The organism is Anaerobacillus sp. 63XJN7_4_ISO-PGPR-S23-413, assembly GCF_056173725.1.
Genome location: NZ_CM149688.1, coordinates 3,893,037 through 3,917,561 on the forward strand (window position 1 = coordinate 3,893,037; position 24,525 = coordinate 3,917,561).

The following is a 24,525-nucleotide window of genomic DNA, read 5'->3' on the forward strand; positions in this document are numbered from 1 at the left end:
CATTTAAGTTTTATATTCCTTTATCATTAATTTTGCTATTTTATCCCAGGATAAAACATTTATATTAGGCTCCATCTTCAATCGGAATATCTCATTCGGTGAATCTATCCATTCAATAGCCTTAGCCACCATATCTTGTTTTTTTTCCCCCATAAAAACCGAAGATTGTTCATTAAATAGTCTGAAACACTCTTCATCACCCATACTTGTTATAACTGGAATTTTATGATTTATAAAAGTTAAAAAACTACCTCTCCTTAAAGTTAGACCATCTTCAAATGGTAGAAGAGCAAAATCAACTGAATTAATATGATTTGAGACATCTTCTTTATCTTCAACATAACCTGTGAAAATTATTTTCTCCTCTAGTTTTAATTCCTTAATTACGTTTTCCAACTTTAGATGATAGCTATTTTCCTGGTCAAGACTTCCGATTACCAGTACAGTAAAATTATCTCTTACTTTATTTATTTGATTTACTATGTCTAGAAACATTTCAAATCCTTTGTTTTTATAAATAAACCCGAAATATCCAATAGTTATCTTTCCTGTATGATTTTCTTCAATAACATTATTTTTTAAAGGAATTATATTACTATTGATGTAAGTTTTATATACTTTGGATTTGAAGATCTTATTTAATTTCTTGTAATCTATAAATGAAGGGATAAATATTTTTTGGCTAAACAATAGTAACGGTATATCTACTATTTTTCGCAGTAACCTTGAATTAGTAAATTCATGATATCTTAAAAAAACTTTTGGTCCTTTAAATGAAAAGAGTAGTTTTATTATAATTGGTAATAAATTAATTAGGAGATTAAATCCATAACCTTTTCCTGGATATTCTATATGAATACAATCAATTTTATTTTCTCTTATTATTTTATTTATGAAGTTTATATTTTTTATTGAAACATTCCATTTTTCCATTTGGTATGTGTATTGTTGATATTTTTTTTTATTAATATATTTTACTATTTCCTCATCATTAGAAGTTAATAAGTAAATATTGTTGTTTTGTTTAATAAACTCCTGTAAAAGTAATTCTGCACTATCCCCTATTCCGTCTTTCATATTAGGAAAACTACCTGTTATGAACAATATATTCATAAATTCACCTACTTGTTTATAATTGCATTTTTAGTCTTATTGATAACAAAATTACCCAGTGCAAAATTCAGCCAAAAAAACAAAAAGTAAAATCCATTACTAAAGTTGTTGGCAAATAGCATCATAATAAGGGAAATAATATTATATTTAATAAAATCATCCTTTGTATGAGCGAAATACCTTAACTTCTTTAAAATATTTTTCATAGTAAATAGCAAAAATAAAGTTAAACCAATGATTCCTAATTCAAAGTAAATATTTAAATACATATTCCAGGCTCCTGTGGTAAGTCCATAATTCAAATTACTATATTCGATAATGTATCTACCAAAGTTATCTAAACCTATTCCAAATAAATAATTAAAATCAAATTGCTGAGCTATTTGAAAAATATGCAATCTATAAGTAGTAGTCTCATGATCACTACTAACAATATGTGTAGCCCTGTCCACAAATTGACTTAAAATAATATTTTCCGGAAATATAAAGAAAGAAAAGAAGAGACAAGTTACACTAAAAAAGGCAAACAACACTATCTTTTTATAATAAGTTTTGTTTTTAGAGAAAGTAAGATATATTAAAAAAACTAACAAAAAGCTTACCCATGCAGCACGTGTTTGCGATAAAAGTAAACCAATAATATTTAAAAATACTAAGCTATACTTTTGTTTTTTTTCAACATAATACAAGGTATATGGAATTGAAAAGAGAAAAAAGTATCCATACCAATCTGGCTCGGAGAAAAATCCCTGTGCCCTACCTTCCATATATAAATTTATTCCTGGAATATTTAGCATATATTTCAATGATAGCTGTAGGATCCCAATGACTGTTAAAAGCCCACCAGTGTAAGATATTATTTGAATTAACTTTTCGCCTCTTAAATGCAAGCTAGAAAAGTATGTATAAACAATAATAAAGTATCCAATAATAATATATTTGCTAAATGAGATTGCAAAAAAATCCGAAACAAAAAAAACATTAATAGTAATATAGATATAAAACAGAATTAATAACTTATCTACATTAATAGAAATTGTTTGTCTTTTCAGTCCTATCAAAATTGAAAAATAAATTATTAACAACAAGTATAAGTGGTATATTTTTAAATTATAACCGCCTATTTGTATATAAATAGTGTCAACTATTAAGGTTATAAAAAGAATATAGAAAAAAGGATATATGGATGTATTCATATTATTGACTTGTTGCATAAGTATCTCCTCTCAAAGATCCTTAAAAAAAGCATTTTTTTCGATACTCTTAAAACTGCCTTTTTCGAGTAGTTTACGAATATCTTGCGAATCACTATCTACCAATTGAACGATATCTTTATTTATTAAATCTTCCATATACTCTATTCCTGGCAAATTAACCAATACAGTTTTACACTGCAAGGATAATCCTTCAAATATTGCAGTAGAATACACTCCAATTTGATACTCAGAAGACGCTAGTAGAGAGTATAGATTTTCTGAATTATCATCGCACACTTCGAAATTATCTAACGTTTCAGCCAAAACTAAACTTGGATAAATTTGTTTCCATCTATCATATTCACCTGGGTGTAATTTATAAATAAAATAATAATCCTTTAAATTTTTCGCTAAATTATACGAAAATACAGATAAATCCTTCCCGATTGTTCCTTGAGATAAGATTATTACTTGCTTATTTATTTTACTAATATTCATGAGAGACTTAAGATTTTCCTCCATGTGCCTAAATCCTCGTGGGATTAAATTCTCTTTTCTTATAGGATAATCAGCCGCCTCTATCCAATATTCTCCAAACAAATAAATTTTATCAGGAAAGTAATCATTTTCTTCGCAATCTTTAGGATAGTTATACCCTAAATGGTATGGGGTGATTACTCCATGTTGTATTTCGATTACTTCAATATTATTATCTTTTGCGGCAGCTATTAATGCATGATGGCCATAAGATACTACTAAATAAATTTTTTTAGGTTTACGTTTATTTAATAGTTTATCGAAATACATATATTGTAACTTGAAATGCCTTATCTCATTATAGAATATATGGGAAATATCGATAGAAATATCGAATTTTTGAAGAATGTTATTTTGCAAATCATTGATACGTTCTTCTTCAAATTCTGTAAATTTAAATTTATAGAACATTTTTTTGAATGCAGTAGATAAGTGTAAGCTATCTAAATATAATATATTTTTATCCTTAAATTCAGACCAATGTTTTCTGAGGTAAGGAAGCTCAATAATTTTATAGTCTTTTCTATCTAAGTTTTGAATTAGGTCATTGGTATAAATATCTATTTTCTTACCGTTATGTGGAATTTTTCTTTGATGATCGAAAACTAAATATTTCACTTCGTATTTTCCAAATAAAGGGTTTTTTACCAAAAAATAAAGGAGATATCGTGGAGCTGACAAGATTTTATCGGAAATTGTATTTTTAGATGTATGAGGCTCTCCAAAACCACCTAATAACTTCAATATATCATTGAATATTTGATACCTTACGACTTGCCATATTTTAACACCTTGAAACTCGATATTAATCAGATTTGTCTGTTTTTCATATGAGGAGATAAATTTAAAAACATTTTTAACCTTCCCCTCATTATTTCTATTTCTCAATTAAACTCCTCCTAGTGGAAGGCTTTTTCTGCTTTTAAATTTTGATAATGATCTATATTCCTATACTTGATTAATTTTGCTGGATGCCCTCCATAGATTGAATACTTTGGAACATCACTAACTACTACGCTACCAGCTTGAATAATTGCGCCTTCTCCTATAGTCACTCCTCCAAGAATAATTACTCTTGAACCAATCCATACATTTTCATCAATTTTTATATCTTTCAAAAGGTATGTATCGTCATAAGGAATAGCAACACCATTATCATAGTTATGAATTTCGGAAATCATTAAACAGTCCTGTCCAGAATGAAAGTTGTCACCTATCTCTACTTTACCTTTCCCACCAATTTCCATTCCATTAAAATTTACGTTATTACCAAGAAATGTGTTAGGTGTTACTATTGATTTACCATTCACTTTCAATTCACGTCCAAAAGAGCCAACTTTTTTTTTAACTTGAAATAGATAATATTTTTTTAAAAGAACTTTGATATTTTTTTTTATTGAACTTAACATTTACTTTATTACCCCCTCATTTTTCCTGTTTTTCAAAAACCATGGCATTTGATATAATCTAGAAGCCACAATCCAAGTAACAATAAAGGTAATAAAAAAGGATATACAAGTTGCTTGGGCTGCACCGACTGCACCATTTATTTTTATTAATATATAGTTAAGAGCTAAATTTAAACATGCTGTCAAAAAAGTTGTATACATTAAAATAACTGTTTTCTGCATATAAAATATATAGTTAGTAACCATCTTATACATCCCGTTAAAGGCAAATCCTATTGCAATCCAAATTACAAATTGACTTGAATCTCCAAAATTTTCCCCTACAAAAAAGCTTAAAAACCATGGCGACACTAACCCTAACAGTAATGCAACAAAAATGATTAGAAAAAAATAAACATAAGTTATTTTTATTATCTTTAACTTTTCACCATATTTATCTTCTTTTAATTTTTTATAGAACCATGGCACCCATGCTTTATTAAAAGAATCTTGTAAAATCCCAATAATCATACCTATTTGGTAACCAACCAAATACAGTCCAGTTGCTTCAATCCCAACCATGTTAGTAACAAAAACTCGATCTACCATAGTTATTATTAATGCTCCCACTGTATGAGGTATAAGTGGAAGACCAAAAGAAAATAAGTGCTTTAAATACTCAATATTAAAGGAAAGCTTAATCCAATTATTTTTCCATAATATAAATAAACCTATTAAACCAAAGAGAACACCAGCAAAAAGCTGACCCTCGATTCTACCTTGCCAACTTTGTCCATATCCTACTACTAGGATAAGTGTAATTCCTACGTTTATGCTTGTTTGTAATACCTGAAATAAGCCATATGATATCGGTTTAACTTGCACTTGCCATAGTACAAGATTTATTTGTATTACAACCTGAAAAATGACTACAAGCATCACTGCCCATAACCACTTTTCAGGAAAAGATACTAGTTTGCTTAATTTATCAGATAAAAGCCAAACTATTCCAGAAATAAAAATTGAATTTATGCCCAGCACAATTAATCCATTTGTAATATATATAGAAATATCAATCTTATCTTCTTCAAAGTATTGCCTATTTATAGCTCCGTGCATATTAATTCCAATAAAAGGATTTAAAAAACCTATTAATACTGTAAACATGGCTACTATTCCATAATCAACCGGCGTCATATACCGCGTTAAAACAGGCATCATTATAAAAGGAATTGCGGCATTTAGCATATTCGTTATTGTATAAATACCTGAAGACCTAAATAATGAAGAACTTAACAATTTTTTTATCATTTGATCCATTCCAGACAGCTTAATTTGTTTTATTCACAATTTGATATGCTTCTTCAAGCTTACTAAGAGCAATCCAGAAACCTTCTCCATTGTTTTTATGACCTTGCCATATTTCTGGGATAAAGGATGCTTCACTAGCGTATTTCTTTAGACCTTCAACTAAAGCAGGAAAATCAATTTCTCCTTCTCCAATCTGCAATCCTTCTCCATCAACGCCTTCAGCATCTACAATATGAAGATATGCAGTATAAGGTCCAATTTGTTTTATAAATTCTGCAAAAGACCATTTGTGATAATTGCAAGCGAGTTTTGAGTGAGAAGTATCAAAACATACTCTCATATTATTTTTCTTACAGAAGTCAACAGTGTCTACTGGGTCCATAAATAAATTTTGATACCTTTGACCTCCAAAGTGCCAAGGAAATGGGGGCATAGTCTGAGGAATTATCTCTACACCCTCCATATCCAACTCTGAAAGACTTTTCTCAATAAGATCATAATATTTTCCTCGATCAGAAGGTGACAATGGAGAATCCTGAGTAAAACCACCCATATTTGTTACTATAAGAGGTTTTACTGATTTGGCAAAGTATTTTTTAAGTTTTCTAGTAATATCAATAACTCGTTGAGCTTCTTTGATAGAATGTTTTCTATACTCTTCATCAAATGAACAAAGATCTAACAAGTGATCCCCTGCAAATAATTCTGGCATATGAACTACAAAATCCATATCATATACTTCGTTAAAATAACTATCAATATTTTCTTCTAAATCTTTGTAACTGAGATGAAACTCCAGAAGATCAGGAGATGTTTTTTCAAGTATTGATTTATAATCGTGGTACCTTACGGGAACTCCCCATTTATGCGCAAAATCATATTTTTCTTTTGGTTTAACTGTTTCAACATTTAGGTCAGAATCATAAAAGAAGTCGCCAATTTCAAAATCTCGCTTTGCTTTCAAACCAATTAGCTCCGATCTTCTGTTTGGCTGAATTCCCTTTCCTGGACTCTTTACTTCGATCATACTTTCTTTTATAATTTCCCCTTTTTTAAGTTGACAGTTAATAACTAGACTTTTAGCAAGGTTTTCTCTATTTATTAACTCACCTTGAGACATATTTCTCTCTTGAGAAGTACCAAGAGCAAGTTCAACCTCACGAATTGCTTGCACCATGCTTTTAAACTCATTCTTAAGAAGGCTTACTTTATGATCATTTCCTTCCATACTTCTATCTATAGTGAAATGTTTCTCAATTACTTTTGCACCTTTGGTTACGGCAGCTATTGCTATATTGATACCTCGTTCATGTCCTGAGTAACCTACTAAGCATTCACCAATTTCCTTTAAGCGGTCCATATAATTTAACTGAACATCTTTAAATGGGGCGGGATAGGTAGAATTACAATGTAAAAGAATATAAGGTGAACCCTCACTCTTTAAAATTCTTACAGCCTCTTTTATCTCATTTTCTTTTGACATACCTGTTGAGCAAATAAGTGGTTTACCTGTTTTTGCCATTTCTAATAACAATTCGTGGTTAGTTAAATCTGCAGAAGCTAACTTATATGCAGGCATTCCGTATTCTTCCAAAAAGGATAAGCTTTCCGAATCCCATGGTGTACAAAGTGGCATTATTCCTCTTGCTTTACAATAATCAAATGCTTCTATCATTTCATTATTAGAGAGTTGAAATCTCGAAAGAAGGTCAAGCGTGTATTGAGAACCTAAATCTTCACTTGCATCATTTGCATTCCCAGAATTTTTATATAAACTATTTAAATTTCTTAGTTGAAATTTCGCACAATCAGCCCCTGATTCTAAAGCATCGTCGATTAAAGTCTTAGCTAGATCTATACTTCCATTATGGTTGTTACCAATTTCTGCAATAATAAAAGATGGAGAAGCTTCATCCAATACATAATTTCCTATTTCAATTTTATTAGAATCTTTTCGTGCGATAGATACTAAGTGGTGCTGTTCATCAACTATAGGAATAAACTCATAATTTTCAACAAATATTTTTTCGACATTCTCCTTAGCTTCGTTCTTGTTCGCATATGTATAGTTTTTGTTTGCGATTAATTCAACTGGTTGGCTTAAATCAATATCTTTTTGATTAACTATCCAACGACGAAAATCTCCATCAGTTAAAATACCTTCTAATACTCCAAATTCATTAACTGAGAAAATTATTCTTTCCTTATTCTCACTTATTTTTTTTAGAGCATTTACAATACTATCTTGAGAATACACACTATATTTCTTTATATTTTTATCAAATATCATTTATTTTTCAAACTCCTTTAGAAACACTTCTACTATTTTAAAGTCCGTTCTCGAATCGATTTCCCAACTTTCTTCTTCATCCATCTTAAACATGGAGATCTTTCCGCCCAAACGATTATTATTATCCATAAGTAATTTGCTATTCGTTATATATATAGAACCATTTTCTCTATACCATCTATCTTCAGGGTCAATATCTTGTCTTCTAGGACGGTTTTTATAATTATAAAGTGCCTCTGGATTTTCTTTGTTCATCCAGAAAAAATGATGATTTTCACAAACACTTAGCAGTGAATCTGTTTTTTCTTTTTCAAACTGTTTGATTGCTTGTGTAAGTCTTCCTTGTTTTCTAAATGGAGAGGTCGGCTGTAATAATACAATTGCATCTGCATGATAATCTTCGTTTTTATCTAACCATTCTACTACATGTGTTAGAACTGGTTCAGTTGCAGAAGAATCGAGAGCTAAATCATCGGGTCTTATAAAAGGAACTTCTGCATTATATTGCTTAGCCACCCTTGCAATATCCTCACTATCAGTAGAAACTATTACTCTTTCAATTTTATCGGAATTTAGTGCATGTTCAATACTCCATGCAATTAGTGGCTTCCCATTTATTTCTAGGATATTTTTGTTTGGTAAACCCTTTGATCCTCCACGTGCTGGGATCACTGCAACATAATTCATTTTTAAACACCTACTTTATTTAATATGCATCTTTTGAACCAAGCATAGTCAAAACTGTTTTTAATATTAACCTAATATCAAACCAGATACTTCTGCGCCTTATGTAGAAAAGATCTAATTCTATCATTTCAGCAAACCCTATATTACTTCTTCCACTAACCTGCCATAAACCTGTACATCCTGGAACAACGAAAAGTCTTTGTCTGTCATATCCAGAATATTGATCGACTTCTCTTGGAAGAGCCGGTCTTGGTCCAACAAGACTCATTTCACCTTTCAACACATTCCAAAGTTGGGGAAGCTCATCGATACTTGTTTTTCGAATGAATCTTCCAACTTTCGTTACTCTTGGATCGTTTTTAAGTTTGAAAATAGGGCCTGTAGTTTCATTCAATTCTAATAAGTTATGTAGAAGGTCTTCTGCATTTGATACCATTGATCTAAATTTATACATATAAAAGACTTTCCCGTCGAGACCAACTCGTTTTTGTTTAAAAAACACGGGGCCTTTAGGATCTTCAATCTTTATTGCTAATGAAATAATAATTAGTAATGGAGATAAAAGAATGATTCCGATCAACGACCCTAAAATATCAATAAATCTTTTTGTTATTAGATATGAATTCCCAGTGTTATTTACTGAGTGTTTAATCATATCTTTTCCTGCGTTTTCTTTTAATCTATCATTTGACGGTATATCAGAAACTGCCAATCTAGTACCTCCTTTGTAGTATTATTTTAAAACTCATCCTAATTCCCTATTTTTTATCACTATTATCATATTAATTATAGATAACTTCAGTAGTTACTTGTGGGCGCCCAATTGAGTAGTATTCTAAATTATGATTTTCTACCTCTTCAATCGAATAACAGTTTCTTCCGTCAAAAACCACTGGAGAATTCATCAGTTTGGAATACACATTTAGTTTTAACTGTTTAATTTGCTCCCATTCCGTTACAATCAGGGCGCAATCTGCTAATTCTATAGCCTCTTCAATTGAGTCTACATATGTCACTTCATCGGGTAGCCACTTTTTAGCATTTTCAATAGCAATTGGGTCATAACCAACAACATTCGCACCTAATCCTACTAAATCTTCTGCGATGCGAATGGATGCAGCCTCACGCATATCATCCGTTTCCGGTTTGAAAGCGAGGCCAAGCAAAGCTACTTTTTTGCCTTGCAAACTACCAAAGCGTTCAATTGCCTTATTTACTAACAATCTCTGCTGATTGTTATTTACTTTTATAACCGATTTCAAAAGTTCAAAATCATGCTCGAAGTTACCGGCGATTTGTACGAGTGCATTGGTATCCTTCGGAAAGCATGATCCCCCATAACCAATACCAGCATTTAAGAAGTTTCGTCCAATTCTTTTATCCATTCCCATACCCGCAGCCACATCTTCTACATTGGCCCCAGTTTTTTCGCAGATATTAGAGATTTCATTTATGAAGCTAATTTTTGTAGCAAGAAAGGCATTTGAAGCATATTTGATCATTTCAGCACTTTTAATATCTGTATGATAAACCGGAATACCAAAAGGCATATTAATTTCTTCTAAAAGGTTAGCTGCATCTAGATCATCAGAACCTACAACAATTCGATCTCCATAAAAAGCATCCTTAACGGCAGATCCTTCTCTTAAAAACTCGGGATTAGATACGACATGTACTTGTACGATATGCAACAAATTATCCAGAATAAGTTGTTTAATGTACTCATTCGTTCCTACTGGTACTGTACTTTTTGTCACAACAACTGTATCTCTTGTCACATGAGTAGCAATATCTTTGGCTACTTGCTCAATATAGGAGAGGTCAGCTGATCCATCGCTTTTTTGAGGAGTTCCTACCGCTATATAAATCGCACTAGCTCCCTCGAACCCTTCATTGTGATTTGTAGTGAAGAATAAGCGACTAGCTTGTACATTTTTAACCATCAGTTCTTCTAATCCCGGCTCATAAATAGGGGATTTTCCCTGTCTCATACTCCGAACTTTACTTTCATCGATATCAATACAAGTGACTGTATGCCCTATATCAGAAAGGCAAACACCTGTAACCAACCCCACATAACCTGTTCCTACTACCGATATTTTCATGTTTCCCTCCTGAATCATTCGTTTTTACTTACAAATTATAATACTCAAAAAGCAATAATCTTTATCCTCAAAAAGAGAAGTATGGTTATACTTTCTCTTATTCAACTAAAGATCAATCTATTGTTTTAATATGTAATAGGGCATTCAACCCATCCTCACACCATGCCCCTGACAATAAATGTCTAAGGTGAAAAGATTCCCCACCCACAGCATAGCCGAGTGCCTCCAGAGGTAATGGCAAGGAGACATCGCCAGAACATGACTTTGGAACCATAATTAAACCAAATTATCACATTTATTATGATGTTACGATCTTAACACACTACTTACGGCCTAAAAACAGGTGATTTTCGTCTGTTTCTGTCGAAAATCACCATTTAGTATAAAAGCACCACTATTTCTGAGCGTAATAATAGTAGTAACTACCATCTTTCATTTTCTTTCGATTAAGTACAACTCCAAGTAGCTTACTATTTACACTTTCAAGTCTTTCCTTTGCCTTAACCGCAGCTTCTTTATCCGTTGTCCCACTACTCACGACCAGCACAGTCCCCTGCACCTTATTCGCAACAATTTGCGAATCGGCCACCGCAAGAATCGGAGGGCAGTCGAATAGTATGACGTCATAATGACGGAGTGCTTCTTCGATAAGGTTATCCATCCCCTTAGAACCAAGAAGCTCTGATGGATTCGGTGGAACAGGTCCACTCGTCAATACATTAAGATTCGGTACTTCCGTTTCTTGCGTCACCTCTACTAACTCAGCCTGACGGGTGAGGATGTTGGTGATCCCTCTTGTGTTCATTGTTCTGAACGTATAATGAACGGTTGGCTTACGTAAATCTGCATCCACGATTAAAACGCTTTTTCCCTGTTGAGCCAAAACCACTCCAAGGTTAGCGATCGTCGTCGACTTTCCTTCCATCGGTCCAGAAGAAGTAACCATAATCGTACGAATTTCTTCTTCAACTGAAGCAAACTGAATGTTCGTTCTGATTGTTCGATATTGCTCAGCAATGGGTGATTTCGGGTTTTGATGTGTTAAGAGACTTCTTTCTTTATCAACGTGTACAGACTTTCGATTTTTACGACTCAACCGTTTCACCCCTCACTGACTTTTTTGCATGTCCTTTCGATGAACCAACTTCTTTATCTTCAATCACTGCAATTGTTCCAAGTACAGGCAAGCCAAGAATCTTTTCAATGTCATTTTCATCTTTAATTGTGTTATCAAGGTATTCGAGTAAGAAGGCAAGACCGACGCCAACCATTAATCCAACTACTAGAGCAATTGCCATATTTAGAACAGGTTTAGGATTAACTGGACTTGGCGTTCCTTCAAAGTTTGCTTCTGAAAGAACACTTACATTGTCTACATTCATAATATTTGTGATTTCATTTTCAAAAATTTCTGCTGTAGTGTTCGCAATTTTAACAGCTAGGGCGGGATCCTGATCTTTTACATCAATTGAAACCACCTGAGAATTTTGTTCATTGCTAACCGTGATTTTTTCTTTCAGTGCATTTGTTGAAAGATCAAGGTTTAGATCTTTTCCAACTTCTTCAAGGATTTTGGGGCTTTTAATAATCACGCTATATGTATTGATCAGTTCCACATTGGTTTTTACCTGGTTATAATCAAAAGCATTCTCTGAATCTGCTTTTTGGTTTACAAGAATTTGGGTTGAAGTTTGATAAATTGGGGTAAGTAGGAAATAAGAGACAACTCCGCTTGTTGCTGTAGCGAGAAGTGTAATAAGTAGAATAAGAGCGAGACGTTTTTTGAGAACTGCGAAAATTTCCTTTAAACTAATAGTTTCTTCCATAGATGCCTCCAACGCGATCAAAATTATTTTTAATACGTAACTATTTTCAGTACAGAATTTACTATAACACAGAAATTAAGTAAAATTTAGCCTTTTTTCTCATCAATACCCACATGAAATTTGTCATAGTACGAATATACTATGATTCTATGTCGAATTTTGTAGAAGAAAATGCTTACATATGGGTTTTTATACAATTTTTGACGAAAACTTTTTTTATAAAGATTATGTTAAGAGGTCACATGAGAAATTGTGACCTCTTTCTCATACACTTAGAACAATCCTAGTATTTTCTTCTTACGGATTTGTTGTGGTACCTCTTTTGCTACCATTCTTCCAACCACCATTTCCTCTGCATTTTCCTGCAGCATGTATCGTGTCGAAATGCCAAACTCCTTTTCAACCATTTCAAAAGCTTCTAGTAGGTCAAACGGTCTGGAATTTATATTATGAGCATCGGAAGCCACAAAGTGGGACAGATTATGCTGGATTAAATCAAAAGAAAATTTTTGGATTTTCTTGCCCATCTTCCCGGTGACGCTCGTCCCCGTAAGTTGAGTTAATGCTCCTTCTTTAACCAAATTATACAACCGCTCTGGATTCTCTATAATTTCCCTGTTTCGCTCAGGGTGCACGATAATCGGAACAACCCCTTTTACTTGGAGGTCAAATAAAAGCTTATTGGCATAGCGAGGTAAATGACTTGATGGAAACTCAATTAACATATAAACGCCATTGTCATTCACGGTTAGCAAGTCACTTCCTTCTAGCTCTTCTACTAACTCTCCGTAAATGCGGTTTTCTTGACCTGGTAAAATTTCAAGATCTATGCCTTCTCGCTGTAGTTCTTTATTCAAGATTGCTACGTCTTGAACAATGGATGGTTTGATATTGTCAAATGTGCCATTTTTGTTGTGAGGTGATGCCACTACTTTTGTGATCCCTTGATTAATGGCCTGACGAGCCATCGCAAGACTATCATCGATGCTTTTCGCTCCATCATCGATTCCCGGTAAAATATGTGAATGAATATCGATCATGTTTTCTTTCCCCTTTCCATTTCTTAACTGATTCTATTAGATTAGCATAATTTGTTTCGTTCATTGTAACTTCTTTCCCTATTGTATCGTCTAAATGACGTGTAATCTTAAGCATCCTTTGAAAATTCAAGGGCAATCTCTAATGTTTGGAAGGTATTTACTTTACGAAATAGTTCGACTTATAATAGGGGATAGGATTTCACAAGATGCATAAGTCTATTATTCTACGGAAAGATGGAATGTTAAAATGAAAAAAGTATTAATCGTTTTAGGAGTAATTGCCGGAGTTATTCTGTTAGCCGGTGGGGGATATGCTTACTACCTCTTTGATTCTGTTAAAGATACAGCAGGTGAAATGCATGAGCCCATTAGTCGAGATACTTCAGAAAAGCGTACCGAAAAAGTAAACATGAATGAAAAAGATCCCGTTTCGATTCTTCTGATGGGAGTCGACGAACGAGAAAATGATCAGGGTCGCTCGGATACGATGATCATGATTACATTAAACCCTCATAATGATTCGATGTACATGTTTAATATTCCACGTGATACGCGCACTGAAATCATTGGGCGTGGCACGACTGAAAAGATGAATCACGCTTATGCTTATGGTGGTATCGAAATGACAATGGACACAGTCGAGAACTTCCTGGATGTGCCGATTGATTATTACTTCAAAGTTAACATGGAGGCGTTCGAAGATGTTGTTTCTGCGCTTAATGGTGTAACGGTGGATAATCCATTTGCATTTGATTATCAAGGTTATTCGTTTCCAGCTGGTGAAATTGATTTAAATGCAGAGGAAGCTCTAGCCTTCTCAAGAATGCGCTATGAAGATCCAAAGGGTGATCTTGGGCGTAATGACCGTCAACGTGAAATCATTAAGTCGATTATTGATGAAGGTGCTAGTGTTGGAAGCATTAATAAAATTGATGACTTGCTACAAGCCGTTGGTAGTAACGTAAAGACGAATATGACATTTGAAGAAATGAACGATATTTTCAAAAATTATCGAGGCGCTCGCAACAATATGACGACTTTTGAAATTCAAGGAAGTGGCGAAATGATTGATGGCCTCTGGTACTATATCGTTTCTGATGAAGAGAAACAAAGTATTACCCAAAAACTTAAAGATCATCTAGAAATTAGTTAACTCTTAGTACGAGGCAGCCTAGTAGTTTAAAGGCTGCCTCGTATTTTTAAAATATACCTAGTCTTTTCTTTTTATGAATGCGCTGTGGCATTTCCTTATCTACCATTTTAGCGTTCGCCATAAGCGCTGCATTTTCTTGTAACTGATATCGAATGGACATCCCGAATTTTTCTTCCACTGTATCAAACGCTTTTCTTAGATTAAAAGGGCGTGTGGTTGTATTATGTGCATCTGAAACAATAACGTGCGCGAGATTATGAGAAATTAGTTCATGCGAGAACTTTTTCATCTTCTTTCCCATTTCACCTGATACTGCAGAAGCCGTTACTTGTGATAAAGCACCTTCCTTCACTAACTGGTAAAGTTTCTTCGGATTTTCGATGATTTCTTGATTTAGCTCAGGATGAACTATAACTGGAATTAATCCTTTCATTTGAAGGTCGAAGAATAGCTTATTTGTATAAGCCGGAAGATGACTAGCTGGCAATTCCACAAACAAATAGATCTCCTCATCGTTCACTGTTAAAAGGTTACTTTTCTCATAGTCTTCTAACATTTCACCAAACAATGCTATTTCCTGGCCTGGAAGAACTTCAATATCAATTCCTTCTCTTGATAGCTCTTTGTTTAAAATCGTCACCTCTTGCATGATCACTCTCCGATCATTTTCATAGCGACCATTTCGATGATGAGGTGTCGCCACAACCTTAGTAATCCCCTCACTCACAGCCTTCCTCGCCATCTCGATACTTTCATCAATTGACTTCGGCCCATCGTCCATCCCCGGTAGAATATGACAGTGTACATCGATCATAACCCACTTCCCCTTTCCCTCACGTTACTCTCTTATCAAGTCATTACATCGAGGTGCAACGGTTTTCAGTTCATCATAAAAACCCACTTGTTCTATTTTGAGAACGGTTATATGTTTTATATTACCATATTTTAAAATACTTTCATATTGTAATTATCTATTAGACATATATCACTAAAAATTAAAAAAAGAACTGACGCGATATATCACCGTCAGTTCTTCTATTAGTCTACTTGTCCATTATATTTTAAGAGAATAGCTTTAATCTGCTCAATGTAATCCTTTGTTGAACTAGCTTCACGTTGATCCTCTTCTACACTTTTAACAAATTGTTCAATATCTCCCCACATTCCCACGTTGGAACGTTCCATCTAAACTACCTTCCTTTTTATATATTTCTAATAATAGTACCCAATCACTATGAAGTTGTAACCATATTTGTGTAATTTTTTCGTTAATTTACCAGTATCTTTGACGGTCATAGTAAAATAAACACACTCGACTTATTTAAAGAGTAATAAAAACTGAGGGATATGGGTAAACTAGAGTTAAGTTATTAACTACTATCAAGACTCGTGAAAATATTTTTCGTGAAACGACAACGTTTGATAGCGGTATCATTTATAATAGAAGGAAGTCACCCTGCTTTAACCGGATGAACTTTCTTTTGAAGGGGATGAGCATATGCATTACCAGGAAGAAGGCAATTTTGCTAAAGGAATGGTATGGGGCGTCTCATTAAGTATTCCTCTCTGGATCGCATTGTTTGGGTGGGCGAAGATTATGTTAAGCGTTGTAAGTTGATATAAAATGAAAGAAGGACAGTGCCCAGGCACTGTCCTTCTTTCATTTCACTTATATTTTGTTTCTACTCTCCTATTCTACAAACATCTCATAGATCTCATCATCAACTGCAAAGTCTACGGCAGCTGGTCCACCAAAGATCGTGAATGTGTTCGTACCATAGTCTTCGAAGAGCTTTTTCGCCGGAGTAGACAATTTGTTGGGTCTCGTTAAAATCACCGGTTCTTCATTAACCGCTGCATGCACGGATCCTGTTAGCGCATCGGCGAAGCCAAGGCCTGTTGCTAGATTCACAGATTGCAAGCGAACGTCTAGCTCTTTTGCAACATTCACAGATGTTTCATAACGATCTGATCCTGCAATACGCTCTCCGTCTGGAAGTTGATTAACGACACTGTCTGAGATCACAGCCGGTCCACCGATGGCGTAGGAATCGCTGTAGTTTTGAAGCGCGTCGCTCGTGGCTTCCGGAATGTCGTTTGATTTCGTTAAGAGAATCGGACTTCCTTCCATCGCGGCAATTGAAGCAATGGATAGTGCGTCGGGATAGTTACCACCATAAGTAACATAAGCCGTTTCGCTTGTAGCACCCAGCTCATCGGCAATTTTTGCAGCCGTATCATAGCGGTCATCACCTGAGATACGATTTACCTTCATCGAAAGATCGTTTTTTAATTTACTCTCTACCTTTTTGGATACTGCATTTTCCCCGCCGATAATCGTTACTTCTTCTACGCCAAAGTAGTCAAATGCATTGAGAACATCATCTGGGATTCGATCTGTTTTCGTTAAAAGAATTGGCGCATCTTTTGCATAGGCTAGTGGTGCACCTGCAAGAGCGTCTGGAAAATCTGATCCGGTTGCAAGGACCACGTGTGGCGCTTCATTTTCTCGAAACGTTTCTTTGGCGATTTCAACAGCTGTATCGTAGCGGTTAAAACCGTAAATGCGATCAGAGAAAAGCATCCCTTCCCCGAACGTCTGGAAATAATATGTCTCACCGTTATCTACGTTGTTAAGGTCTTTAATAACAAAATAGTACGTTCCTGGCTTCAGGTGATCAAAACTTCCTTTGTACAGTTCAATGTTCTCTTCACTATCTGGCGTCATTTTCTCGAAGTTCTGATCATAGACATCCACTTGAAACTGAAGAGGTGAATCCAATGTATCTGTTCCAGCGAAAAAATCAAGTCGCTGTTCCTCCCTGATTTCTAGTTTATAAATATCTTGATCATGATCTGTTAAAGTTCCAGCCGCTATGTAATCGATGCCTGTTTCACGTGCATCCTTAAACTCATTATTTGGCTCCATTTCCCCGATAAAGCCTTTAATGTCAAAGGGTGCTTTAGCGCTCGGCTGAGGCTGTTCTGCGCTACCTGTTTCTGCAGAAGCTGACTGACCGATTAAGCTTCCTGCGAGTAAAAGTGATGTTAGGATCCCGAATGCTCTCTTCATTAGTATGTATTCCCCCGGTATTCTCTGATTTATGCCTGTGTTGTCTCTCTCCACCTCCTGTTATGTTCATTGCACGTGTTTGAGTATAACAAGAAAGTGGGAGAATAATCCAGAGGGTGTAGGTATAAAGTCGTGTGGGGTCAGGCACGTGCCTGACCCCACACAAAGACAAAAAAGACGGTTAGCTCATGCTAACCGTCCATTTTTTACTCAAACATCTCCCAAATCTCATCCTCCACATCTTCACTAATCGCATTCGGTCCACCGAAGATCGTGAAGAAGAATGTGTCTTTATCCATAAATAGTTTTTTAACTTCCTTAGGTAGCTCGTCCTTTCTCGTTAGGAGAACAGGCTCGTAGAAGTTTGCGGCAAGAACAGAGCCGGAAAGAGCATCTGCGAAGTTTTCACCCGTAGCGAGGTTAACTGCATACCCCGACGTATCTAGTTGCTTTGCCACCTGAACAGACGTATCATAGCGGTTTTCTCCTGAGATCCGCTTTGGGTGTGGGAGCTTATTGAAGACCGTATTGCTGACAACGGCCGTTCCGCCAATAACGTATGTGTCATTGTAATTTTTTAATGCTTTTGCTGTTACAGCTGGAATTTCTTTTGTTTTTGTTAATAAAATCGGGCTTCCCTGAAAAGCTGCAATGGAGGCGACAGATAACGCATCTGGGAAGTTACCTCCGTAGGTGACAAACGCTGTATCACTGAAATAAGGATCGATTTCTTTAGCAATTTTGGCAGCTGTTTCGTAGCGATCTTTTCCTTCAATACGATCGAACGTGATGCCCATTTTTGTGAGGGACTTTTCCACATTTTTTGAAACAGCTGTTTGCCCACCAAGGATCGTGACGTGCTCCGTTCCAAAATAGTTTAGTGCTTCTTTCACAGAAGCAGGTAGCTCTTTCGTTTGGGTCAGAAGAATTGGCGCGCTATATTGATAAGCAAGTGGCGCTCCGGCAAGGGCATCAGGGAAGTTTTGTCCTGTCGCAAGAACAACGTGTCGCGTGTAGCCTTCTTCAAATCCTGTCTTGGCGATTTCAACCGCTGTCTCGTAGCGATCTTCCCCTGCGATCCTCATAACGATTGGATCATTGGAGTACGTGAAGGCGGAAAAATAGTAGTCTACGTTATTATTTTTATTAGCGGAATCCGTGACTCTGAAATAGTAGGTTCCAGGCTCAAGCTCCTCGATACCTCCGTAATAACCGTATTCGCCTTCTTCGTAATCAGGTGTGATTTTCTTCTGATTCTCATCATAAAGATCAACCCAAAGCTCCATTGTTGGCTCTTCTTCATCCGTACCTGCACCGAAAGATAAGGAGACTGGCTCGTCTGCTTCGACTTCGAATTTATAGAAATCTTGATCCTGATCGGTTAATTTACCGGTCATGACGTCATCATTTATATAGGAATTTGCTTCTTTGAAACTATTATTTGGTTCGACTTCAGAGATGTATTCCCAGTCATCATAACCGTCGTTCATCGTCATTTTCTGCGCTTTTTTCATAAGCGCATCGTGGGTGGAGGCAGAGGCAACAGGCCCACCAATGAGACTTCCTGCCAGGAGTGCGGTTGATACTAGTCCAAGTACTTTTTTCATTCGGATCTTTTCCCCTATCATTCTCATTTATGAAGCAAAACGAGCATGTCCCCTGCTCCTTCATCACCCTTCCATTTCTTTACACTAAGAGGATTATATAGGAGAAACGAGGGTTGCGCTATAGGATGTTTTTGTCGAATAGGAAGTTTTTTTAGAAAGAACGACTTGTTATGACACCCTACTATTTCATTATCAAGACTACTAACATTTCGGTTATTTATTTTCAGATAATTCAACCGATATAAAAAGGATGTGAGCGAAATATGGCGAAAGAAGTATCCAATCACTACCAAAAAGGAGGGCTACGATGAAATTCGTGCTAAGCCGTAAAGGATTCGATGCGGGAAGCGGCGGAAGACTATCGCCATACAATGAACAGACGGGTAAATACGTGTGGTTACCGATTCCAGAGCGAAAAGCAATTTTTCAAGCTAGGATTAGATATGATGAAATTCCAGTGGCTAAAGGGTATTTAGGTGGTTATGAAGGGATGAATGTGAGTGATGTTTATCAGGAGATCTACAACACGTCTAAGATTAAGGTAGGGAATGAGGGTAAGCGTGACATCAATGATCCGGATATTTATGCGCACTTCGACCCGATGCTTGGTCGCCCCCCGTGGATTCCAGAGCAGAGTCAATTTGCGATTGGAAGAGGCTTTGGTCAAGCAAATGCGGCACCGCATTTGCGGAAAATGAATGTAGGGGATGGGGATTTGTTTCTTTTCTTTGGCGGATTTAAGGTGATCGGAAAAGCTCGGAAAGGACATTTTTTATATGGATGGATGAAGGTAAAGAAGCGGATTGAAACGTATGCTGATGCCACGGTGGCTTCGGATGAGTACGGACTAGGGCGCCATCCTCATGTGACCAAGGATGCCTTTTCGAAATTAAATTATGTGTATGTGCCGGATGAATGGCTGTTTGAAGATCTTGGGATACCGGGATGTGGATATTTTAAGACTTTAAATGAAGGATTGCGCTTGTCTGCTCAGCTTAATGGGCGTCATGGCACATGGGAGTTACCGTCGTTTTTGTATAAGAATTTGAGTCAAGTTCATCATAGAACCTGGCAACAGGATGTTGACGGATGTACCGTTTCGACTGGGATTGGACAGGAGTTTGTTTGTGCGAATCCAGGTGCTGATGGGAATGCGTGGATTAGGGAACTGTTTGTACGGAATCAAGGGAATATTTTTCGTGAAGGAGTTAGGAGCGTGTAGGACTATTCTCTTTCTTAGGTCCATGTGCCTTTATGAAAGTTAGAAACTGGATAAAACTAGACTTTCGATGGGATTTGATGCTAAAGAAGAAAGGTACTCCGTTCCATATCTTCCCTTGATTCACTGTATTATAATGAGGGTTAACTTATTCGAGAGGGGCTTGCTAATGAAATTCTTACATGTACTTGGGTCTCTTGTCCTTGCATCATGCTTTTATTTATTCGTCTTAGAGGACAATGCATCGGCAATGATGGACACGGGATCAAGAGGATCAGAAGTTCAGCACATGCAGTCAATTTTAGAGAAGCTCGATTACTTCCATACGACGCCAACGGGCTATTATGGATCGGTGACGAAGGAAGCTGTTCGTGATTTCCAGGCGGATTTTGGACTTAGCGCAGATGGCGTAGCGGGTACGAATACGCTGAACATGCTAAGTAATCTTGAGATGATCGCACATGTTGTTCATGGTGAGTCTCGTGGTGAGCTTTATGAAGGTAAGGTTGCGGTCGCCGCTGTTATCTTGAATCGCGTTCAATCCTCTTCGTTTCCAGGGAGTACATACGGGGTGATTTATCAACAGAATGCGTTTACCGCTTTGAATGATGGACAGTATTGGCTCACGCCTGATGCTTCTTCTTACCGCGCTGCGAAGGATGCGTACTTCGGATGGGATCCATCTGGCGGTGCGACGTATTACTACAACCCGAGTGGCGTGTCCGATGAATGGATTTATTCGCGTGATGTGATTAAGACGATTGGGCAGCATGTGTATGCGCGTTAGATGGCAATAGAGAGAGAATGAAAGAGATTTATAGAGGCAAAGCCACAAAGTCCGCTTAGGGCGGACTTTGTGGCTTTTTTGTTTGTGAAGGGGGTCAGGCGCGCGCCTGACCCCCTTCATTGATCTCTTCTTTGAAAGCAGTCGTAGTACCTCTTACAATGAGTGACGGCTTAAAGAGAACTCTTTCTCTTATAACAACTCGTTTATGTATTTCCTCAATCAACACATCAACAATCTTACGCCCCATTTCCTCAATAGGTTGAGAAATTGTTGTAAGGGCCGGCACGGTTGTCGTTGCTAAAATAGTGTTATCGAAACCAACTATTGATAAATCAGAAGGCACCTTAATTCCCAATTCCCTTGCTCCCTGAATCGCTCCAATAGCAATGAGGTCATTGCATGCGAAGATCGCTGTCGGAGGATGGTCACGCTGAAGCAACTCTTTAACGCACTTTGCACCATTTTCGAGAGAAGCCGTTGTTCTTAGCGTATTCTCTTCTAAACAGGGTACTCCAAAAGCTTCAAATGCATCGCGATACCCAAAAATTCTCATTCTACTACTATGCACGTCTTCACCGATAATGGCTATATTACGGTGACCAAGTGATATGAGATGTGAAGCGGCTTCATATCCGCCTTTGTAGTCATCGACGGATACCGTGGTTACATCAAGGGAAGGGTCATCAAAAGATAGCATAGCCAGCGGCACCTTATTTCTCTTTAATTCATCTAATAAACTTTTGTCTCGAAATCCAGAGGCGATAATTAAACCATCTACCTGTTTCCGCTGTAAAAGCTCAATGTATTTCTTTTCTTTCTCTGCTTGATCATCGGTGCTACACATAATGACGCTCATTCCTCGATCATGAGCGCGATCCTCTATCGTTCTTGCCATTTCTGAAAAGAATGGATTTGAAACGTCCGGCACCAAGAGCCCTAGAGTTTCGGTTCGTTTTCCTGTTAAAGCAGAGGCTACTACGCTTGGATGATAGTTTAGCTCCTTCATCGTCTCAAGTACTTTTACACGCGTCGCTTCACTAATTTTACCGGTATGGTTAATAACCTTAGAAACCGTTGCAATTGAGACACCTGCTGCTTTCGCTACATCATAGATTGTGGCTTTCATCAGTTCCCCTCCTTTCTTTCCAAACTTTCCTGTTCTTCTATTTTTCATCATACCATTTATGTAGTGTGTTTGGCTTCTTGGAAAAGCTATGCTAAAAGCAGGCTGAACGCTCAGCCTGCTTAAACGATACCTGTATTCGCCTTATTTTTAACAAGTTCACGCTTCTCAAAGGATTCCTTACAAGCATAGCCAAGCCTTGTGGATTCTACGCCATCTTGAACTGTCACACTTGGCTTTCGACCTTCGAGAATACAAGATATAAATTCTTCTACCTCACTACGATATGCCTGCTCGAAACGTTCAAGAAAACCATCAACGCACTCTTGTACCGCTCCCAACTCGTTAAAGAGAACCACTTGATTACGTTCAGGGACGGTTCCTATTCGAAGGCTTCCCTTCGTCCCAATAATTTCGGTTTCGATATGATAACCATGAGCACAATTCCGCCCAGCTAGAAAAACACCAATTGCGTTGTTCTCAAATCGAACCATGGCAGCACCTGTTTCAGCATCTTGAAGGGCATCGAATTCTTTTCGCTCATAGCCTCCGCCAATCGCCCAAACTTCTTTCCCTTCTGTTCCAAGATACCACCGTGCGAGGTCAAGGTCATGAATCGCCATATCTAGAAATAGTCCTCCGCTATAGTTAGCTTCAGCAAATTGAAGGAAACTTTCTATTTTAGCAGCTGGATCAAGACCGTAGCAGCGAATAAAAATCGGATCTCCAATCTCACCGCGATCGATCTTTTCTTTAGCAGCCAAATACGATTTATCATAGCGACGCATAAATCCAAGCATAAACACTTGATTTGGGTGTGCTTTTACAGCTTTTTCAACGTCAATTGCTTCTTCTAAGTATAATCCCAATGGTTTCTCACTGAATACGTGAAAGCCGGCCTCAAGTGCTAACTGGATCTGGTTGCAATGAAACCCAGATGGAGACGCAATAAAGATCGCATCCAGCTCTTTGTTCTTGAGCATTTCTTCATAGGTGGTGTAGCCATATGGAATCTTCCATTTAGATTGAACTTCCCACACTTCTTCTTCAACCACACTGCAGATGGCGGTTAACTCACAATGAGGAATGCGAAAAGCTAAATTTTCTGCGTGTTGTCTGCCAAGTCGTCCGAGCCCTACGATGCCAACTTTTACTTTTTCCATATGATCCCCCTTACACTCCTGCAGTTTCTTTCAAATACTGGCGCGCCATAAGAGCGTATTCAAATGGATTGGCAATTGCAGGAACTTGCTCTGCCTCGACGAGAAGCCAGCCTGTATAATCTGATTCGCCAATGCTTTTCAGAACCGGTTCAAAATCAATATCACCGTTACCTGGAACGGTAAATACTCCTTCTTTCACTGCCTGGAGAAAGCTGAGCTTTTCTTCTTTCACGCGATTGGCGATCGGATTGCGCACATCTTTCAGATGAACATGATGAACGCGATGCTGAAATTTCTTCAACACGTCAAGCGGGTTTTCATCTGAAAAATACAAATGACCTGTATCATAAAGAAGATGAACTTTCTCAGGATCAGTCATCTCCATCAGTCTATTGATTTCATCCGCTGTCTGAATACCTGTTCCCATGTGATGATGAAAAACAAGCTTCATCCCCTTCTCATGTGCCAGTTCCCCGAGCCGATCAAGACCTGAAGCAAGTCGTTCCCATTCTTGATCTGAAAAAGACGGCTTATACTCAAAGAGCGGAATGTCCTGACCCTGAATGCTTTTTCCTTGTTCTGATACGACGATTACCTTTGCTCCCATTTCATGAAGAAAATCGCGATGCTCAAGGAAGGATTTTTCCGTTATTTCATATGGTTTTGTTGTGAGGTAAGCACTGAACCACGCGCTTACAATTTCGATATTTCGTATGGATAAAGCTCGCTTTAATACATGCGGATCTCTAGGATATTTATTGCCAATCTCCGTTCCAGAAAAACCCGCTAACGCCATTTCACTGACGCATTGTTCAAATGTAATTTCTTTCCCAAGCTCCGGCATATCATCATTTGTCCATCCAATTGGCGCAATGCCTAGCTTTACACTGTTTTCACGAAACATGAT

General features: G+C 36.8%; 22 protein-coding genes. 3 read left to right on the forward strand and 19 right to left on the reverse strand.

What is annotated here, in order from left to right; genetic code table 11:
* Positions 1-3 precede the first annotated feature (3 nt).
* The 12 genes from AC0VYO_RS20120 to AC0VYO_RS20175 form a co-directional block, all read right to left on the reverse strand.
* The gene (locus tag AC0VYO_RS20120; protein ID WP_475368119.1) at positions 4-1,077 is read right to left on the reverse strand and encodes a glycosyltransferase; all 1,074 of its coding nucleotides are present in this window, start codon (positions 1,075-1,077) and stop codon (positions 4-6) included.
* Between the two features lie 44 nt (positions 1,078-1,121).
* Positions 1,122-2,327: an O-antigen ligase family protein gene (locus AC0VYO_RS20125; RefSeq protein ID WP_475368120.1), complete on the reverse strand. Its 1,206-nt coding sequence runs from the start codon at positions 2,325-2,327 to the stop codon at positions 1,122-1,124.
* Positions 2,328-2,339: 12 nt separating this feature from the next.
* Positions 2,340-3,734, reverse strand: a complete 1,395-nt coding sequence (locus AC0VYO_RS20130; protein ID WP_475368121.1) for a hypothetical protein — start codon at positions 3,732-3,734, stop codon at positions 2,340-2,342.
* 11 nt (positions 3,735-3,745) lie between these two features.
* The gene (locus tag AC0VYO_RS20135) at positions 3,746-4,255 is read right to left on the reverse strand and encodes an acyltransferase (protein ID WP_475368122.1); all 510 of its coding nucleotides are present in this window, start codon (positions 4,253-4,255) and stop codon (positions 3,746-3,748) included.
* Positions 4,256-5,554 (reverse strand): lipopolysaccharide biosynthesis protein, encoded by a 1,299-nt coding sequence (locus tag AC0VYO_RS20140; RefSeq protein WP_475368123.1) that lies wholly within the window; start codon positions 5,552-5,554, stop codon positions 4,256-4,258.
* Between the two features lie 10 nt (positions 5,555-5,564).
* Positions 5,565-7,835 carry an N-acetylneuraminate synthase family protein gene (locus tag AC0VYO_RS20145; RefSeq protein WP_475368124.1) on the reverse strand — a complete coding sequence of 757 codons (2,271 nt, stop codon included), beginning with the start codon at positions 7,833-7,835 and terminating at the stop codon, positions 5,565-5,567.
* A complete protein-coding gene (locus AC0VYO_RS20150; RefSeq protein WP_475368125.1) occupies positions 7,836-8,522 on the reverse strand; it encodes an acylneuraminate cytidylyltransferase family protein in 687 nt (228 codons plus the stop codon).
* A 19-nt stretch (positions 8,523-8,541) separates the two neighbouring features.
* On the reverse strand, positions 8,542-9,234 hold the full coding sequence (locus AC0VYO_RS20155) for a sugar transferase (protein WP_475368126.1): 693 nt from the start codon (positions 9,232-9,234) through the stop codon (positions 8,542-8,544).
* Positions 9,235-9,304: 70 nt separating this feature from the next.
* The gene (locus AC0VYO_RS20160; RefSeq protein WP_475368127.1) at positions 9,305-10,627 is read right to left on the reverse strand and encodes a UDP-glucose dehydrogenase family protein; all 1,323 of its coding nucleotides are present in this window, start codon (positions 10,625-10,627) and stop codon (positions 9,305-9,307) included.
* A gap of 394 nt (positions 10,628-11,021) precedes the next feature.
* Positions 11,022-11,723 carry a CpsD/CapB family tyrosine-protein kinase gene (locus AC0VYO_RS20165; protein WP_371017776.1) on the reverse strand — a complete coding sequence of 234 codons (702 nt, stop codon included), beginning with the start codon at positions 11,721-11,723 and terminating at the stop codon, positions 11,022-11,024.
* On the reverse strand, positions 11,713-12,453 hold the full coding sequence (locus AC0VYO_RS20170) for a YveK family protein (RefSeq protein ID WP_475368128.1): 741 nt from the start codon (positions 12,451-12,453) through the stop codon (positions 11,713-11,715). The genes AC0VYO_RS20165 and AC0VYO_RS20170 overlap by 11 nt, the downstream gene beginning before the upstream one ends.
* 272 nt (positions 12,454-12,725) lie before the next feature.
* Positions 12,726-13,493, reverse strand: coding sequence for a tyrosine-protein phosphatase (locus tag AC0VYO_RS20175; RefSeq protein WP_475368129.1), 768 nt, complete (start codon positions 13,491-13,493; stop codon positions 12,726-12,728).
* A gap of 247 nt (positions 13,494-13,740) precedes the next feature.
* On the opposite strand from AC0VYO_RS20175, the gene AC0VYO_RS20180 reads away from it, so the two are divergent.
* Positions 13,741-14,646: an LCP family glycopolymer transferase gene (locus AC0VYO_RS20180; protein WP_475368130.1), complete on the forward strand. Its 906-nt coding sequence runs from the start codon at positions 13,741-13,743 to the stop codon at positions 14,644-14,646.
* Between the two features lie 46 nt (positions 14,647-14,692).
* Here AC0VYO_RS20180 and AC0VYO_RS20185 read toward each other — a convergent pair whose 3' ends face one another.
* The 4 genes from AC0VYO_RS20185 to AC0VYO_RS20200 all read right to left on the reverse strand — a co-directional run bounded on the left by AC0VYO_RS20185 (position 14,693) and on the right by AC0VYO_RS20200 (position 19,326).
* Positions 14,693-15,460 carry a tyrosine-protein phosphatase gene (locus AC0VYO_RS20185; RefSeq protein WP_475368131.1) on the reverse strand — a complete coding sequence of 256 codons (768 nt, stop codon included), beginning with the start codon at positions 15,458-15,460 and terminating at the stop codon, positions 14,693-14,695.
* A 224-nt stretch (positions 15,461-15,684) separates the two neighbouring features.
* Positions 15,685-15,831 carry a hypothetical protein gene (locus AC0VYO_RS20190; RefSeq protein WP_475368132.1) on the reverse strand — a complete coding sequence of 49 codons (147 nt, stop codon included), beginning with the start codon at positions 15,829-15,831 and terminating at the stop codon, positions 15,685-15,687.
* A gap of 505 nt (positions 15,832-16,336) precedes the next feature.
* A complete protein-coding gene (locus AC0VYO_RS20195) occupies positions 16,337-17,719 on the reverse strand; it encodes a cell wall-binding repeat-containing protein (protein ID WP_475368133.1) in 1,383 nt (460 codons plus the stop codon).
* A 206-nt stretch (positions 17,720-17,925) separates the two neighbouring features.
* A complete protein-coding gene (locus tag AC0VYO_RS20200; protein ID WP_475368134.1) occupies positions 17,926-19,326 on the reverse strand; it encodes a cell wall-binding repeat-containing protein in 1,401 nt (466 codons plus the stop codon).
* 307 nt (positions 19,327-19,633) lie between these two features.
* Here AC0VYO_RS20200 and AC0VYO_RS20205 point away from each other — a divergent pair, with 307 nt between their 5' ends.
* Positions 19,634-20,548 carry an Nmad3 family putative nucleotide modification protein gene (locus AC0VYO_RS20205; protein WP_475368135.1) on the forward strand — a complete coding sequence of 305 codons (915 nt, stop codon included), beginning with the start codon at positions 19,634-19,636 and terminating at the stop codon, positions 20,546-20,548.
* 166 nt (positions 20,549-20,714) lie between these two features.
* The gene (locus AC0VYO_RS20210) at positions 20,715-21,332 is read left to right on the forward strand and encodes a cell wall hydrolase (RefSeq protein WP_475368136.1); all 618 of its coding nucleotides are present in this window, start codon (positions 20,715-20,717) and stop codon (positions 21,330-21,332) included.
* A 94-nt stretch (positions 21,333-21,426) separates the two neighbouring features.
* On the opposite strand, the gene AC0VYO_RS20215 is transcribed toward AC0VYO_RS20210, so the two are convergent.
* The 3 genes from AC0VYO_RS20215 to iolE all read right to left on the reverse strand — a co-directional run bounded on the left by AC0VYO_RS20215 (position 21,427) and on the right by iolE (position 24,522).
* Positions 21,427-22,458, reverse strand: coding sequence for a LacI family DNA-binding transcriptional regulator (locus AC0VYO_RS20215; protein ID WP_475368137.1), 1,032 nt, complete (start codon positions 22,456-22,458; stop codon positions 21,427-21,429).
* 119 nt (positions 22,459-22,577) lie between these two features.
* Positions 22,578-23,618: a Gfo/Idh/MocA family protein gene (locus AC0VYO_RS20220; protein ID WP_475368138.1), complete on the reverse strand. Its 1,041-nt coding sequence runs from the start codon at positions 23,616-23,618 to the stop codon at positions 22,578-22,580.
* Between the two features lie 10 nt (positions 23,619-23,628).
* Positions 23,629-24,522: a myo-inosose-2 dehydratase gene (gene iolE / locus AC0VYO_RS20225; RefSeq protein ID WP_475368139.1), complete on the reverse strand. Its 894-nt coding sequence runs from the start codon at positions 24,520-24,522 to the stop codon at positions 23,629-23,631.
* Between the last annotated feature and the right edge of the window lie 3 nt (positions 24,523-24,525).

Bases quoted from the DNA above. Each gene is read 5' to 3' on its own strand.
- AC0VYO_RS20135 (WP_475368122.1), bottom strand. From the start codon at position 4,255: ATGTTAAGTTCAATAAAAAAAAATATCAAAGTTCTTTTAAAAAAATAT.
- AC0VYO_RS20175 (WP_475368129.1), bottom strand. From the start codon at position 13,493: ATGATCGATATTCATTCACATATTTTACCGGGAATCGATGATGGAGCG.
- AC0VYO_RS20120 (WP_475368119.1), bottom strand. From the start codon at position 1,077: ATGAAAGACGGAATAGGGGATAGTGCAGAATTACTTTTACAGGAGTTT.
- AC0VYO_RS20195 (WP_475368133.1), bottom strand. From the start codon at position 17,719: ATGAAGAGAGCATTCGGGATCCTAACATCACTTTTACTCGCAGGAAGC.
- AC0VYO_RS20210 (WP_475368136.1), top strand. From the start codon at position 20,715: ATGAAATTCTTACATGTACTTGGGTCTCTTGTCCTTGCATCATGCTTT.
- AC0VYO_RS20185 (WP_475368131.1), bottom strand. From the start codon at position 15,460: ATGATCGATGTACACTGTCATATTCTACCGGGGATGGACGATGGGCCG.
- AC0VYO_RS20190 (WP_475368132.1), bottom strand. From the start codon at position 15,831: ATGGAACGTTCCAACGTGGGAATGTGGGGAGATATTGAACAATTTGTT.
- AC0VYO_RS20145 (WP_475368124.1), bottom strand. From the start codon at position 7,835: ATGATATTTGATAAAAATATAAAGAAATATAGTGTGTATTCTCAAGAT.
- AC0VYO_RS20180 (WP_475368130.1), top strand. From the start codon at position 13,741: ATGAAAAAAGTATTAATCGTTTTAGGAGTAATTGCCGGAGTTATTCTG.
- AC0VYO_RS20220 (WP_475368138.1), bottom strand. From the start codon at position 23,618: ATGGAAAAAGTAAAAGTTGGCATCGTAGGGCTCGGACGACTTGGCAGA.
- AC0VYO_RS20200 (WP_475368134.1), bottom strand. From the start codon at position 19,326: ATGAAAAAAGTACTTGGACTAGTATCAACCGCACTCCTGGCAGGAAGT.
- AC0VYO_RS20170 (WP_475368128.1), bottom strand. From the start codon at position 12,453: ATGGAAGAAACTATTAGTTTAAAGGAAATTTTCGCAGTTCTCAAAAAA.
- AC0VYO_RS20205 (WP_475368135.1), top strand. From the start codon at position 19,634: ATGAAATTCGTGCTAAGCCGTAAAGGATTCGATGCGGGAAGCGGCGGA.
- iolE (WP_475368139.1), bottom strand. From the start codon at position 24,522: ATGTTTCGTGAAAACAGTGTAAAGCTAGGCATTGCGCCAATTGGATGG.
- AC0VYO_RS20125 (WP_475368120.1), bottom strand. From the start codon at position 2,327: ATGCAACAAGTCAATAATATGAATACATCCATATATCCTTTTTTCTAT.
- AC0VYO_RS20215 (WP_475368137.1), bottom strand. From the start codon at position 22,458: ATGAAAGCCACAATCTATGATGTAGCGAAAGCAGCAGGTGTCTCAATT.
- AC0VYO_RS20150 (WP_475368125.1), bottom strand. From the start codon at position 8,522: ATGAATTATGTTGCAGTGATCCCAGCACGTGGAGGATCAAAGGGTTTA.
- AC0VYO_RS20140 (WP_475368123.1), bottom strand. From the start codon at position 5,554: ATGGATCAAATGATAAAAAAATTGTTAAGTTCTTCATTATTTAGGTCT.
- AC0VYO_RS20160 (WP_475368127.1), bottom strand. From the start codon at position 10,627: ATGAAAATATCGGTAGTAGGAACAGGTTATGTGGGGTTGGTTACAGGT.